This window comes from Pseudomonas sp. WOUb67 (genome assembly GCF_050058005.1).
Lineage (GTDB): Bacteria > Pseudomonadota > Gammaproteobacteria > Pseudomonadales > Pseudomonadaceae > Aquipseudomonas > Aquipseudomonas putida_R.
This window is the reverse complement of record NZ_CP170112.1, coordinates 5,334,772-5,348,463: the sequence shown is the minus strand read 5'-3', so window position 1 is coordinate 5,348,463 and position 13,692 is coordinate 5,334,772. Positions and strand designations below refer to the sequence as shown.

The 13,692-nt window shown below is 63.9% G+C and carries 12 protein-coding genes; 6 read left to right on the top strand and 6 right to left on the bottom strand.

Going from position 1 to position 13,692, the window contains the following annotated elements; translation table 11 throughout:
• Window positions 1-115 precede the first annotated feature (115 nt).
• Both moaB and glp read left to right on the top strand, forming a co-directional pair.
• Window positions 116-655, top strand: a complete 540-nt coding sequence (moaB, locus tag ABOC32_RS23725) for a molybdenum cofactor biosynthesis protein B (RefSeq protein ID WP_426809102.1) — start codon at window positions 116-118, stop codon at window positions 653-655.
• The gene (gene glp / locus ABOC32_RS23720; RefSeq protein ID WP_426809101.1) at window positions 639-1,865 is read left to right on the top strand and encodes a gephyrin-like molybdotransferase Glp; all 1,227 of its coding nucleotides are present in this window, start codon (window positions 639-641) and stop codon (window positions 1,863-1,865) included. The genes moaB and glp overlap by 17 nt, the downstream gene beginning before the upstream one ends.
• On the opposite strand, the gene ABOC32_RS23715 is transcribed toward glp, so the two are convergent.
• On the bottom strand, window positions 1,854-3,101 hold the full coding sequence (locus ABOC32_RS23715) for a glycosyltransferase family 4 protein (RefSeq protein WP_426809100.1): 1,248 nt from the start codon (window positions 3,099-3,101) through the stop codon (window positions 1,854-1,856). The two genes, glp and ABOC32_RS23715, sit on opposite strands and share 12 nt — an antisense overlap.
• A gap of 309 nt (window positions 3,102-3,410) precedes the next feature.
• On the opposite strand from ABOC32_RS23715, the gene yegS reads away from it, so the two are divergent.
• Window positions 3,411-4,298, top strand: a complete 888-nt coding sequence (gene yegS / locus ABOC32_RS23710) for a lipid kinase YegS (protein WP_426809099.1) — start codon at window positions 3,411-3,413, stop codon at window positions 4,296-4,298.
• On the opposite strand, the gene ABOC32_RS23705 is transcribed toward yegS, so the two are convergent.
• The 3 genes from ABOC32_RS23705 to ABOC32_RS23695 all read right to left on the bottom strand — a co-directional run bounded on the left by ABOC32_RS23705 (window position 4,282) and on the right by ABOC32_RS23695 (window position 6,702).
• Window positions 4,282-4,941 carry a response regulator gene (locus ABOC32_RS23705; protein ID WP_426809098.1) on the bottom strand — a complete coding sequence of 220 codons (660 nt, stop codon included), beginning with the start codon at window positions 4,939-4,941 and terminating at the stop codon, window positions 4,282-4,284. The two genes, yegS and ABOC32_RS23705, sit on opposite strands and share 17 nt — an antisense overlap.
• Window positions 4,931-5,827 carry a sensor histidine kinase gene (locus ABOC32_RS23700; RefSeq protein WP_426809097.1) on the bottom strand — a complete coding sequence of 299 codons (897 nt, stop codon included), beginning with the start codon at window positions 5,825-5,827 and terminating at the stop codon, window positions 4,931-4,933. Before ABOC32_RS23700 ends, ABOC32_RS23705 begins: the two co-directional genes overlap by 11 nt.
• A 365-nt stretch (window positions 5,828-6,192) precedes the next feature.
• On the bottom strand, window positions 6,193-6,702 hold the full coding sequence (locus ABOC32_RS23695) for a histidine kinase (protein WP_426809096.1): 510 nt from the start codon (window positions 6,700-6,702) through the stop codon (window positions 6,193-6,195).
• 350 nt (window positions 6,703-7,052) lie between these two features.
• Between ABOC32_RS23695 and ABOC32_RS23690 the strand changes: the two genes are divergently transcribed.
• Both ABOC32_RS23690 and ABOC32_RS23685 read left to right on the top strand, forming a co-directional pair.
• Window positions 7,053-7,988: a chemotaxis protein CheV gene (locus ABOC32_RS23690; protein ID WP_426809095.1), complete on the top strand. Its 936-nt coding sequence runs from the start codon at window positions 7,053-7,055 to the stop codon at window positions 7,986-7,988.
• A 55-nt stretch (window positions 7,989-8,043) separates the two neighbouring features.
• On the top strand, window positions 8,044-8,847 hold the full coding sequence (locus ABOC32_RS23685; protein ID WP_426809094.1) for an MOSC domain-containing protein: 804 nt from the start codon (window positions 8,044-8,046) through the stop codon (window positions 8,845-8,847).
• Window positions 8,848-8,974: 127 nt separating this feature from the next.
• Here ABOC32_RS23685 and ABOC32_RS23680 read toward each other — a convergent pair whose 3' ends face one another.
• Entirely contained in the window at window positions 8,975-10,900 is a 1,926-nt protein-coding gene (locus tag ABOC32_RS23680; RefSeq protein ID WP_426809093.1) for a transglycosylase SLT domain-containing protein, read from the bottom strand.
• Between the two features lie 221 nt (window positions 10,901-11,121).
• On the opposite strand from ABOC32_RS23680, the gene ABOC32_RS23675 reads away from it, so the two are divergent.
• Window positions 11,122-13,050 (top strand): ATP-binding cassette domain-containing protein, encoded by a 1,929-nt coding sequence (locus tag ABOC32_RS23675; RefSeq protein ID WP_086974581.1) that lies wholly within the window; start codon window positions 11,122-11,124, stop codon window positions 13,048-13,050.
• 125 nt (window positions 13,051-13,175) lie between these two features.
• Here the strand turns inward: ABOC32_RS23675 and ABOC32_RS23670 are convergent, their stop codons facing one another.
• Window positions 13,176-13,616 (bottom strand): universal stress protein, encoded by a 441-nt coding sequence (locus ABOC32_RS23670; protein WP_043198370.1) that lies wholly within the window; start codon window positions 13,614-13,616, stop codon window positions 13,176-13,178.
• Window positions 13,617-13,692: the final 76 nt, after the last annotated feature.

The following is a 13,692-nucleotide window of genomic DNA, read 5'->3' as shown; positions in this document are numbered from 1 at the left end:
TGCAGCATAGCGACAAATCTGGCCGGTTGACCCAGGGCAATGATCGTGGGCGCAGCGCTGGCAAAGTTGCGCTGTGTTATAACTGCGGCCATCCATCTTCTGGTGACGGACACCCATGAAAGCCAAGGCAGATACCCCCTTCGTGCCGTTGAATATCGCCGTGCTCACGGTCAGCGACACCCGCACTTTCGACACCGATACCTCCGGGCAATTGTTCGTCGACCGCCTGAGCGCAGCTGGCCATTGTCTGGCCGAGCGTGTGCTGCTCAAGGACGACCTGTACAAGATCCGCGCCCAGGTCGCCACCTGGATTGCCGATGACTATGTGCAGGTGGTACTGATCACCGGTGGCACCGGTTTCACCGGCCGTGACAGCACGCCCGAGGCGGTGGCCTGCCTGCTGGACAAGCAGGTCGAAGGCTTTGGCGAGCTGTTCCGGCAGATTTCCGTGGCCGACATCGGCACCTCCACCGTGCAGTCGCGCGCCCTGGCCGGGCTGGCCAACGGCACTCTGGTGTGCTGCCTGCCGGGCTCGACCAATGCGGTGCGCACCGGCTGGGACGGCATCCTGGCCGAGCAGCTCGATGCACGCCATCGCCCCTGCAACTTCGTGCCGCACCTGAAGCAGGCAGCGGCCTGTGACAGCCGTGGCTGAGGTCATCCAGGCCCGGCCACTGATGCCGGTGGAGCAAGCCCTGGAGCAACTGCTGGCGCTGGCCGAAGCGGCGCCAATTCGTGACACCGAGAACCTGCCATTGGCCGAGGCCGAGGGCCGCGTGCTGGCCACCGACCTGGTGGCCTCGCTCGACCTGCCGCCGTGGCCGAACAGTGCCATGGACGGCTATGCCCTGCGCAAAGCCGACTGGCAGGGCGAGCCACTGCCGGTCAGCCAGCGGATTTTCGCCGGCCATGCACCGCAGCCCCTGCAGCCGGGCACCTGTGCGCGCATCTTCACCGGCGCGCCAGTGCCTGAAGGTGCCGACTGCGTCGAGATGCAGGAAAACATCGAAGTGGCCGACGACGGTCGGGTGCGCTTTCTCGAACCCTTGCATGCCGATCAGAACATCCGCCCCCAAGGCCAGGAAACCCGCAAGGGCGAACAGGTGATGAGCGCCGGTACCCGGCTGGGGCCGATCGAACTGGGCCTGGCGGCGACCTTGGGTCATGGCCGCCTGGACGTGGTGCGCAAGGTGCGGGTGGCGGTACTGTCCACGGGTGACGAACTGGTCGAGCCCGGTTTGCCGCTGGGGCCGGGGCAAATCTACAACAGCAACCGCCGGCTGCTGGTCAGCTGGTTGCAGCGGCTGGGCTGCGACGTGGTTGATGCCGGCATCCTGCCGGATGATCTGGCGCTTACCCGCGCCTGCCTGGCCTCGCTGGGCGACGTTGATCTGATCTTGTCCACCGGCGGTGTCTCGGTGGGCGAGGCTGACTACCTGGGTGCGGCCCTGCGCGAAGCCGGCGAGCTGGCTTTGTGGAAGCTGGCGATCAAGCCGGGCAAGCCACTCACCTTCGGTCACTACCAGGGCGTACCGGTGATCGGCCTGCCGGGTAACCCGGCCTCCACCCTGGTCACCTTTGGCCTGCTGACCCGGCCCTATCTGTTACGTCGCCAAGGCGTGGGCGATGTCACGCCATTGCGTTTCGACATGCCGGCAGGCTTTGACTGGCCCAAGCCCGGCACGCGGCGCGAGTACCTGCGTGCACGCATCGAGCAAGGCCAGGTGCGTATCTACAAGAACCAGAGCTCCGGTGTGCTGCGCAGCGCAGCGTGGGCCGAGGGTTTGGTGGAAGTGCGAGAGGGCAGCACGCCGAAACAGGGCGACAGCGTGCCGTTCATTCCCTTCAGCGAGCTACTTGGCTGAGCGGCCCAGCCAGGCACTGCCCAGCGGCGCGGCCTCGGCCGGCGCTGCCTGCGCCAGGCGCATGTGCACGTTCTCCAGTTGCTGGGCGGCCACGCTCCAGTCGTGGCGCTGGCGGGCGAACTGGCGCCCGGCAGCGCTCAACTGGCTCATGCGCCAGGGCTGGTTGAGCAGTTGGGTGATCAGCAGGGCCAGCTGGTCGCCGTCATCACTGCCCAGATAGTGCTCGCCATTGTTTGCGCTCAAGCCCGATACGCCTTTGCCGGTGGTGATTACCGGTAGGCCTGCGGCCATGGCCTCGAGGATTTTTACCTTGGAGCCCCCGGCATAGCGCAGCGGCGCGAAGAACAGTGCCGAACGTTTTTGCAACTCACGCAGGTCAGGGCGGTAGCCGAGCCATTCGATGCGCGGGTCGTTCCAGTGCAGTTTCCAGCTGGCCGGCAGGGCATGCCCGGCTATCGCCAGGCGCACTGCCGGGTTGCTCATCCACGCCTGCGGCATGATGTCTTCCAGCGCCCACTCGATGGCCTCAAGGTTGGCGCCGTATTCGAAGTTGCCGACGAACAGCAGGCGCTGGCTGTGCAGCGCGGGCTCCACGTGCTGGTAGAAGTCACAATCCACACCATTGACCACCACGTTCACCGGTCGCCCGCTGATCTGCGCGATCAGCTCGGCGTCGTGGGCGCTGACGGCCACCAGCTCGGTGGGTTGGCATAGCACCCGTTGTTCCCAGCGCCGGTAGCGCCAGCGGTCGAAGGCGTTGAGTGGGCGCAGCCACAGGGGCAGCCGGTCGTGGCAGGCACCGCCCATCACCGACTCGAGCGTGTGTTCGCTGAGCATGTAGGGCAGCCCGCGGGCCTGCAGGGCTTTTTCGAACGGTTGAAAACTGTAGCTGTGTTCGATCTGGATCACGTCCCAGGGTTCGTCCAGCAATTGCTCGAAACGGTGCCGCAGGCAAGGGGACAGGCCGTTGATGATGGCCCGCATGGGGTAGTCGATGATGGGCGAAGCCAATAGGTTCAGCGGGCTGTGCAGTGGCCGGCGGGGCATCACGATCAGGCGTTCAAGCAGTGGCTCCAAAGCCTCGCGGGCTGGATCGCTGAGGGGGATTTTCGACTGCGCCAACAGGGTAATGCGGTGGCCCTGCTGTGCCAGTGCGCGCATCAGGTGGTATTGCCGGGTCTTGCTGCCGCTGGTGGTCGGCCAGGGTAGGTAGGGCAGTGTCCAGAGAATGCGCATGACCCGGAATCCTCGTGAAAGGCCGCGGATGAAAAGACGCGCCCATCGGCAGTGTGTTGAACACCACTGCCGGGGCGCGTCCATGGCTAGGGTTTCGAGCCCGGCAAACAGAAGTCAAAAGGCTGACTGCCCAGGGAGCGTTGTTTGCCTAGGTCAAAAACTTGTCAAAAGTTCATTTTCTGAGCATAGCGCGCATTGTCGGGTGTGGGAAAAAGACCACGCTGGCTTCGCTATTTTTTTGTGGGCATGCAACGATCGGGCAGCGTGCATGGTCGAGATCAGGGTCGGTCAACTTCACGGAGACGCGCGATGCAAGGGCGCAAGGCAATGCTGATCCTGCACGGCAAGCAGGCGATGAATGAAGCGCTGCGCAGCGCCGTGTGCGACCTGCGCGATACCGGCTGGGTGCTGGATGTGCGTGTCACCTGGGAGGCCGGTGACGCGCAGCGCCTGGTCGGCGAGGCGCTCGCGGCGGGCTACAGCCATATCGTCGCAGGCGGTGGGGACGGCACGTTGCGGGATGTGGCCGAGGCCATGGGCCTGGCGGATGCCGAGGCCAGCCTGGCGCTGTTGCCGCTGGGCACGGCCAACGACTTCGCCAAGGCCGCTGGCATACCCCTGGAGCCTGCCGAGGCACTTGCGCTGCTGAATACGCCGGCGCAGGCCATCGACCTGGGCCAGGCTGGCGACCAGTTGTTCCTCAACATGGCCACGGGTGGGTTTGGTAGCCAGGTCACCGCCAACACCTCCGAAGACCTGAAGAAGGTGCTGGGTGCTGCGGCTTACCTGTTTACCGGGTTGTCGCGCTTCAGCGAGCTGCAGGCAGCCTCGGTGGAGCTGCAAGGGCCTGACTTCCAGTGGCAAGGGAGCCTATTGGCGCTGGGTATCGGCAATGGTCGCCAGGCTGGGGGTGGGCAAGTGCTGTGCCCCGAAGCGGTAGTGAACGACGGTTTGCTCGACATCGCCATCCTGCCAGCGCCGCAAGAGGTGGTCGGGGCACTGCGCGACCTGTTGGCCGGTGACGGGCTTTTCGTCCGCGCCAGGTTGCCCTGGGTCGAGATCAAGAGCGCGCAGGGCCTGGACATCAACCTCGATGGCGAGCCGTTGCAGGCCGGCAACCTGCGCTTTCAGGCCAGGCCTGGAGCGTTACGCCTGCACCTGCCGGCCGGGTCGCCGTTGCTTAGTCATCCAGGCTGATGATTTTCTCGCGTACAGCGAACAGCACCAGGCCGGCCACGTCATGAATCTGCAGGCGCTTCATGATTTGCGAGCGGTGGGTTTCCACGGTCTTGATCGACAGGCCCAGGCCCGTGGCGATTTCCCGGGTGGACTTGCCGCGCACGATCAGGCGCAGGATTTCCAGTTGTCGCGCAGTGAGGTTATGCCGCTCTCCAGGCGCTTGCTTGCCCTGCTTGGTGTGCCGTAGGGCCTGGTTGATGACGGTGTGGGCAATGGCCGGGCTGAGGTAGCGCTCGCCGTTGCGCACTGCCCCCAGGGCCTGTTCCAGCTCGGTAGCGCTGGTGTCCTTGAGCAGGTAGCCGTGGGCGCCGCTTTCCAGGGCGCGCATGATCAGGTCCGGGTCGGTGTGCATCGACAGGATCAGCACTTTGCAGGTACTGCCGCTTGCCCGCAGTTGGGTGAGGGCGTCCAGGCCGCTGGTCGAACGCATGGAGATGTCCAGCAAGACGATGTCGGGCGCCAGCGCGCGGACCTGTTCTAGCAGTTGGCTGCCGTCGTCGGCCTCCCCGATCACCTCATAGCCGGGGATGTCGCAGACCAACGCGCGCACGCCGGCGCGGATCAGCGAGTGGTCGTCTACCAGCAGCAGTCTACAGGTCATGGGTGGCCTTGCTCCCGGCGCGTTGCCGGGTACGTGCAGGCCACGGGAACACCGCGTCGATCCGCGTGCCCAGGCCGAGCTGGCTGGTGATGTCGAGGCGGCCCTTCAAGGCGGTGACCCGCTCCTGCATGCCGGCCAGGCCGCGCTGGCCAGCCTCGGCCGGGTCCCGTGCCGGGACGAAACCGCAGCCGTCGTCGTGGATCGACAACGCCAGCCCCTCGGGGGTGCGCTGCAGCTGAATGATCAGGTTACCAGCCTGGGCGTGGCGCAGCATGTTGGTCACGGCTTCCTGGGTAATGCGAAACACCGCCATGGCCACGGCCTCGTCGATACCGCCCAGGCGCTGGTTGCACGCCAGGCTCCAGTGCACGCTGCTGCTGGCCAGGGTGCGCACCAGGTGCGCGCGCAGGCTGGCTTCCAGGCCCAGGCTGGCCAATTGCCGAGGGTTTAGCAGGGCGGACACGTCGCGCACGTTGCCCAAGGCGTCATCCAGCGTGCTGCGCAGGGTGTTGCAGTGGCCCTGCAGCTCGTCGGGCATGCGCCGTTGCAGCCACTGCAGTTGCAGTTTGGCGGCGGTGAGCAGCTGGCCGATGTCGTCGTGCAGTTCCCGGCCCAAGTGCTGGCGCTCGTCTTCCTGGACCTTGAGCATGCGCTCGGCCAGTTCTGCCGGGCGCAGGCTGATCGACCTGGCGCTCAGCCCCAGGTAGACGACGGTACCCAGCGTAGCGACCAGTTGCAGCACCAGCAGGCTGGCCGGGACTGCCTGGTCGGCCAGGTAGAGCATCAGGTTGGCGACCAGCGAGGCCACGCATAGCGCGGCCGTCACCCAACGCAGCAGGGCAACGCGGGAGCAGCAACGCAAAGAAGTCTTCAAGCGTGGAAGCATAGGTAGGGAAGCCACTGAAGTATTGCTGATGGAGGCCTTGCACAATGCTGCTCAGAGGCTTTGGCGCACTACTTTCGATGTTTTTTCGAACACGTGATCGTTCAACCTTTCTTCAGGTTGCAAGCGTTTCTGGGGGCGCATATTACCACTTCGCACTGTATAGGTCGCGGCTGGGTAATGCCTTGAAACGCCTGCTGGTCGGGCACTGGCGGGTAGCAAAGTGCCAGCCGTTGATCGCGCATTCCGCACTTGTTGTGCAACTAGCGCGTTTAACATTCATCTGGGCCCGCGAAAACTTGGCTAACTTCCCAAGTTCGATCTGTGCGGGGCTTGAACGAACGTACTTAGTTGCACTTTGTGTCAGGTTAATACGGTGGATTCCACCGGCCTGTGCCTGTGCCGCGTGCCACTGGAGTATGCGGGTGGAGGCACACGCTGCCGTGCTCGTCGCAGGAAGCACAGGCTGGCGCAAAGGGTTGCTTCACGACCTTGGCCAGCTCGCTCAGCAGCACCAGTTGCTCGCCGATGTCCAGGTTCAGCCGCCCGGTACGGGTATCGACCAGCTCCAGTTGCCAGGCCAGCAAGGTAAGGCAGGCCCCTAGTGCGGGCAGGGCTTCACGTTGCAGGCAACCGCTGTGACAGGCGGGGGCAAGCAACTGTTGCAGGGCGTTGGTGTAATGGGCGACTTCACGCAGGCCCAGGCGTGTAGCCTGCCGGGCAAGGCTGTCGAGGGTGTTGTCCAGGCAGCGGCAGGCATCCGGATCGTTGTCGATCAGTTCCAGATGCTGCAGGCACTCCTGGGCCTGGGTCAGCAATACCTGGGCATCCAGCAGGTAACCCTGCAGGGCGTCATCGAACGATAAGGCAGTGTCCATGATCAGGTCCCCGCGCGTGGGGCAGGCGCAGGGGGCGGGCACGCCGAAACGATAGCTAGCAAAAGCCTGACTCCATTCATGCATTGAGAATGGCGTCACATTAATGGCTAAAGGATATCGCGAACATCAGGTTGCACCCGATTGCTGCTAAGGGTTTCCCTGATGTCGGGCTAAGGTGGGGAACTTTTTCGCCCCGGTTGATTCGCCGTGGAATGCCCGCAGTAAAGCATGATGGTAAAGTGATATCAATTGCCTTCACGGCATTTTCCCGCAAGGGTCAAGGTGTGCGTGAAACCGCCGATACAGGGTGGATGTATTCACTTTTTTGACTCAAGCCTGGAGGTTTTCCAATGGCTGGCATTCTCGACACAGTAGACCAACGCACGCAACTGGTGGGTGAGAACCGCCTGGAAATTCTGATGTTTCGCCTGGCCGGCCGCCAGTTGTTCGCGATCAACGTGTTCAAGGTGCAGGAAGTGCTGCAACTGCCCAAGCTGACCCTGATGCCCCAGCGCCACGCCTTCGTCTGCGGGGTGGTCAACCTGCGCGGCCAGACCCTGCCGGTGATCGACCTGTCCCAGGCGATCGGCATGCGCCCGCTGCAGCCGGGGCCGGACAGCACCATCATCGTCACCGAGTACAACCGTTCGGTGCAGGCCTTCCTGGTGGGTGGTGTCGACCGTATCGTCAACATGAACTGGGAGTCGATCATGCCGCCGCCTGCCAGCGCCGGTCGCCAGCACTACCTGACCGCCATCACCAAGGTGGATGAAAAGCTGGTGGAGGTGATCGACGTCGAGAAGGTGCTGGCTGAGATTGTGCCGTACAACGCCCGGGTTTCCGGCGATAAGCTTGCCGACCCGGTGCTGGCCCGTGCCCGCGGCCGCGAGGTGCTGCTGGTGGACGACTCCAGCGTGGCCCTGGCGCAATTGCGCGACACCCTGTCCCAGCTGGGCGTGAAGCTGCACGTGGCCAGTGATGGCCTGAAGGCGTTGCGCATGCTCAAGGGCTGGGCCGATGCGGGCGAGGATGTGTGCGAAAAGCTGCTGATGGTGTTCACCGACGCCGAAATGCCCGAAATGGACGGCTACCGGCTGACCACCGAGATTCGCAGCGATGCCCGTTTGCGCCAGCTCTACGTCGTGCTGCACACCTCGCTGTCGGGCAGCTTCAACGAATCCATGGTGAAGAAGGTGGGTTGCGACAACTTCCTTTCCAAGTTCCAGCCTGATCGCCTGGTCGATGTGGTCAAGCAACGCCTGCTGCTGGATACCGCCACTGCGTGATCGCTGGGCCAGCCAGGTATAAGCTTGGCTTTTGGCATGACGCGAGGCGGCAGGGATGTTTCTCAGTGAGTTGTATCGATACCCGGTGAAGTCGGGCCAGGCGCAAAGCCTGCAGGCATCACCGGTGGGGCTGTTGGGGTTGCAGGGCGACCGGCGCTGGATGGTGGTCGAGGAAGAAAACGGACGCTTCCTGACCCAGCGAGCCTGGCCGCAACTTGGCCAGGTTCAGGCGCACGATGACGACAACGGCCAGCTGCTGTTGCAGGCGCCCGGTATGGCGCCGTTGCGGGTGCCTGTGCCTGCTGCCGATGACGCCCTGCGTGGTGTGACGATCTGGCGCGACACCCTGCGCGTGCCGGACGCCGGCGACGCAGCGGCGGCCTGGTTGAGTGCGTTGCTGGGCAAGGCCGTGCGGCTGGTACATTGCCCGGAGCAGCGGGCGCGTTACCTGCCTAATGGTTACGGCTTCAACAGTGATCGGGCGGCGTTTCCCGATGGTTTCCCCTTGCTGCTGATTGGCCAGGGCTCGCTCGACGAGCTCAACCGGCGTATTGGCCGGCCCATGGAAATGCTGCGCTTTCGACCCAACCTGGTGGTGCAGGGGGCGGAGCCGTTTGCCGAGGATGGCTGGAAGCGGATTCGCATCGGCAGCCTGGAGTTTCGCGTGCTCAAGCCCAGTGTACGGTGCATCTTCACCACGATTGACCCGGCAACAGGGGAGCGCAGTGCGGACCGCGAGCCGATGGTCACGCTCAAGACCTTCCGCGAGAAGGAAGGGGATGTGCTGTTCGGCCAGAACCTGGCAGTGGATGGCAGTGGGTGGCTTGAAGCAGGAATGCAGGTGGAAGTTCTGGAGTGATGGGTTTGCTGTACCGGCCTCTTCGCGGGTAAACCCGCTCCCACTGGTACTCCATTCTTCTCAGGAACAAGGGAATCCTGTGGGAGCGGGTTCACCCGCGAAGAGGCCGGTTCAGGTTCAGCAGGCCTTACATGTCATCGAAATACCGCTCATGCCAATCCACCAGCGGCTGCGGCGAATTCAGCTTCTGCCCGTAGATCACCGAATACGACAGCACGTTCTGCACATATTGGCGCGTTTCGTCGAACGGGATCGACTCCACCCACACATCGAAGCTCAGGTGCTTGGCGCCTTTCAGCCACTGCCGCACGCGGCCAGGCCCGGCGTTGTAGGCCGCCGAAGCCAGCACCCGGTTGCCGTTGAACTGGCTGTGCACCTGGCTCAGGTAGGCCGCGCCCAGTTGGATGTTCTTGTCCGGGTTCAGCACCTGCGCCGGTGATGCCAGCGGGATGCTGAACTTGCGCGCGGTCTCTTTGGCCGTGGCCGGCATCAGCTGCATCAGGCCGCTGGCGCCCACCGGCGAGCGCGCATCCTCCATGAATGCACTTTCCTGGCGGGTGATGGCGAATACCCAGCTCGAATGCAGGCCACGGACCTTGGCTTCGCGCACCAGGGTGTCGCGGTGGGCCATCGGGAAACGGATGTCCAGGTCGTCCCAGTATTGCGCCTGGCTGATGGTGCGGATAGCCGGGAAGTACCAGCGCAGGTCGTAGCCCAGGCGTGCCTGGGCTACCATTTCGTCGCGGGTGAAGTGGCGGCTGACGTGGTACCACTCGCGGCGGCCCTCGACGATCTGGCCACGGGCGTGGAATTCAAGTGCACGCTGGATGCCGGGCGTGTTGCGCACCTTCTTGACCAGTTGCGGGCTCAGCAGCAGCGGTTTGTTGTTCAGCTGGTATGGCGTCTGCGCCCGGTCGGCGGCGAGGAAGCCATAGAAGTCGCGCTCACGTGCCACGGTCTTGTACAGCAGCGGGATCTGCGGGTTGTTCGGCTGGGCCAGCTCCAGGCTGCGTGCCTGCCAGTATTTCCAGCGGCTGCTGCTGGCCAGGTCCTGGGGGAGGCGCTTGGTCAGCTCGTAGGCGTCTCCCCAGCGGCCCAGGCGCAGCAACAGGCGCAGGCGCCATTCGCTGACGGTGTTGTCGCGCAATTCGGGGTCGTAGCGGGTCATCAGGTCGAGCGCACGCGGGTCATAGCGGCGTGCCAGGGTCAGGCCGATTTCGCGGGCGATGGCCACCTTCTCGTCGCGGGAAAAGTGCATGCGCTGGGCGTAATCGTCGAGCAGTGCCATGGCCCGCTCCGGGTCCTGCCGGGCCAGGCGGCGCAGGCCGAGGCTGACGACATCGGACATGGCTTCGTTGACCGGGGTGAAGCGCGACGGCTGGTTGAGCAGCTCAGGCTTCTGCGCCACGTCGACCAGCAGGCGCCCCTGCGGGCCGAGGGTGGTCAGCGTCTTGACCAGGTTGTTGGCCAGCGCGTAGTTGCGCGTCTGGGCCGCCAGTTTGGTGCGTTCCCAGCGCTTGGCCTCGGTCAGCTGGCCTTCGGCCGCCCACATGCCGAACAGCGTGTCGCAGGCGGCAGGTTGCGACTTGCCGACGTTCCACAGTTTGTCGGCGGTGGCGTAGCCCTCGGCGCGCAGGCCATGGCTGAGCTGATACTGACCGTTGAGGCAGTCCAGTTCGGTGAAGTTGAGCTTGGGGTCGTAGTATTTGACGAAGGTGTCCCATTCGCCGCGTTCGGCCAGCCAGCGTAGCCAGCGCAGTTTCATCCAGTTGGCCTGAGGCAGGTCGCCATGCTTGGCGAGAAAGCCTTCGATCTCCTGGTTGCTGGCACTTTTGAGGCGGGCCGTGAGCTCGTCGTAGGCCAGGTAAGGCGTGAGCGGGTAGTCGCTCAAGGCTTGGGCATAGCGCAGGTACGGGCCTTTGTCGCCCTTGGCCAGCGCGCGCTTGGCCTCGTCGTAGTACTGGCGCTGCTGGATGAGGTCGGTGGCCTGCGCCGCGCAGGTGGCGGCGGTGAGCAGCAGGCAGGATGCAATATGTAACAGGCGGCTGCGCATGATACGTCCGGGCAGTTGAACCATGGGGAAGTGACGGCGGAGCCAGCACACTTGGAAGCAATTGCCTTAGCTTAGCCGTTTGCCGGCAGCGGGTGAAAGCACTGTGCTTGTATCGGGATATTAAGTTCGACCAGATGTCGCAAAGCGCTCGTCGGGTGGCCAAGCGGATGCCGTCGAGGGCCAAGTCAGGTAGAATGCGCGCCCGATTTATGGAGACCAACATGACCCTGCTCAAATTCAGCGATGTGTCCCTCGCATTCGGCGCCATGCCGCTGCTGGACAAAGTGTCCTGGCAGATCGCTCGTGGTGAGCGGGTGTGCATCATCGGCCGCAACGGTACTGGCAAATCCAGCATGCTGCGCCTGGTCAAGGGCGAGCAGAAGGGCGACGACGGTGAAGTCTGGCGTGCCCCAGGCCTGAAGATCGGCGAGCTGCCGCAGGAACTGCCGGTGGCCGACGATCGCACGGTGTTCGACGTTGTGGCCGCAGGCCTGGATGGCGTCGGCGAGTTGCTGGCACAGTTCCATCACCTGAGCATGAATATCCAGAACGACGAAGACCTGGAAAAACTCATGCACGTCCAGCACGAGCTGGAAGCCCGTGATGGCTGGCGCCTGCAGCAAGTGGTGGAGAGCACCCTGAGCCGCCTGCAGTTGCCGGCCGACAAGACCCTGGCCGAGCTGTCCGGTGGCTGGCGCCGCCGTGTGCTGCTGGCCCAGGCGCTGGTGTCCGAGCCCGACCTGCTGTTGCTTGACGAGCCGACCAACCACCTGGACATCGGTGCCATTGCCTGGCTCGAAGAGGCCCTGCGCAGCTTCAACGGCGCGGTGCTGTTCATCACCCACGACCGGTCCTTCCTGCAGAACCTGGCCACCCGCATCCTTGAACTGGACCGTGGCGGCCTGATCGACTGGAACGGTGATTACGCCAGCTTCCTGGTGCACAAGGAGGCCGCACTGGCCGCCGAAGAAACCGCCAACGCGCTGTTCGACAAGCGCCTGGCCCAGGAAGAAGTGTGGATTCGCCAAGGCATCAAGGCCCGCCGCACCCGTAACGAAGGCCGCGTGCGTGCGCTGAAAGCCTTGCGCGTGGAGCGTGGCGAGCGCCGCGAACGCCAGGGCAAGGCCAACATCCAGATCGAGTCGGCAGAAAAATCCGGCAAGCAGGTGATGGTGCTGGAAAACGTCAGCTTCCATCACCCCGAAGGGCCGATGCTGGTCAAGGACTTTTCCATGGTCCTGCAGCGCCAGGACCGTATCGGCCTGCTGGGCGCCAACGGCACCGGCAAGACCACCCTGCTCAAGCTGATGCTCGGCGGCCTGGAACCCACTTCGGGCAAGGTCGAGAGCGGCACCAAGCTGGAAGTGGCCTACTTCGACCAGATGCGCCACCAGCTCGAGCTGGAAAAGACCGTGATCGACAACCTGGCCGAAGGCCGTGACTTCATCGAGATCGACGGCCAGAACCGCCACGTGCTGAGCTACCTGGGCGACTTCCTGTTCAGCCCCCAGCGTGCCCGCACGCCGGTCAAGGCACTGTCGGGTGGCGAGCGTGCGCGCCTGTTGCTGGCCAAGCTGTTCAGCAAGCCGGCCAACCTGCTGGTGCTCGACGAACCGACCAACGACCTGGACGTTGAAACCCTCGAACTGCTCGAAGAAGTGCTGTCCAACTACAAGGGCACCGTGCTGATGGTCAGCCACGACCGGGCCTTCCTCGACAACGTCGTCACCAGCACCCTGGTGTTCGAAGGCGAGGGCAAGGTGCGTGAGTACGTCGGCGGCTACGAGGACTGGATTCGCCAGGGTGGCTCGCCGAAGCTGCTGGGCGTGACCGAGAGCAAAGGCGGCAAGTCTGCGCTCAACAGTGCAGTGGTGGAGAAAGTCGAGGACAAGCCCGCGCCAGTGGCTGCGCCGGTGGCGGAAGAAGCTTCGAAGAAGAAACTCAGCTACAAGCTGCAGCGTGAGCTGGAGATGCTGCCAGGGCAGATCGACCAGGTTGAGCAACGCATGGCTGAGGCTCAGGAAGAAGTGAATGCGGCGGGCTTCTACCAGCGGTCGATTGCTGAAACTTCCGCAGTGCTCGCGAAGATCGAAAAGCTGCAGGGTGAGCTGGATGCGCTGGTAGAGCGCTGGGCCGAGCTGGAAGGCTGATCGGCGATAGCCTGATACTGCCTCTTCGCGGGTAAACCCGCTCCCACAGGGGTCGCGCCGCTATTGAGTGCGGCGCAATACCTGTGGGAGCGGGTTTACCCGCGAAAGGGCCGGTACAGGTTAAATCATTCCTTCTTCTGCAACCGCACCGCCAGAACATCGCACGGTGCACCATGCAGCACGTCATTGGCCGTGGAGCCCAGCAGCAACGCCAGGCCATGGCGGCCATGGCTGCCGACCACGATCAGGTCGCACTTCTGGTCCTTGGCCAGTTGGTGGATTTCCTGGCGCGGTTGGCCATAGGTCAGGTGCGAATCACCGCGCTGGATGCCCGGGTATTTGTTGAACAGGCGCTCCATGCGCTCCTTGGCCTGGTCGAACTGTTGCTGTTGCAGCTGCGACAGGTCCATGGGCACGTCACCGCCGAATGCCATGGCCATCGGCTCGACGATGTGTACCAGGGACACCTTGGCGCCTGAGGGCTCGGCGAGCTTCATGGCACGCTTGATCACCGGGTCGCATTCTTCGGTCAGGTCGACGGCGACCAACAAATGTTCGTATTGCATGAGCGGTACTCCTGGCAATCGCGATAGAAGAAGTATGGTCGCTTTCGGGCGGGTCTTCCGTGAAAAATGGCTAACC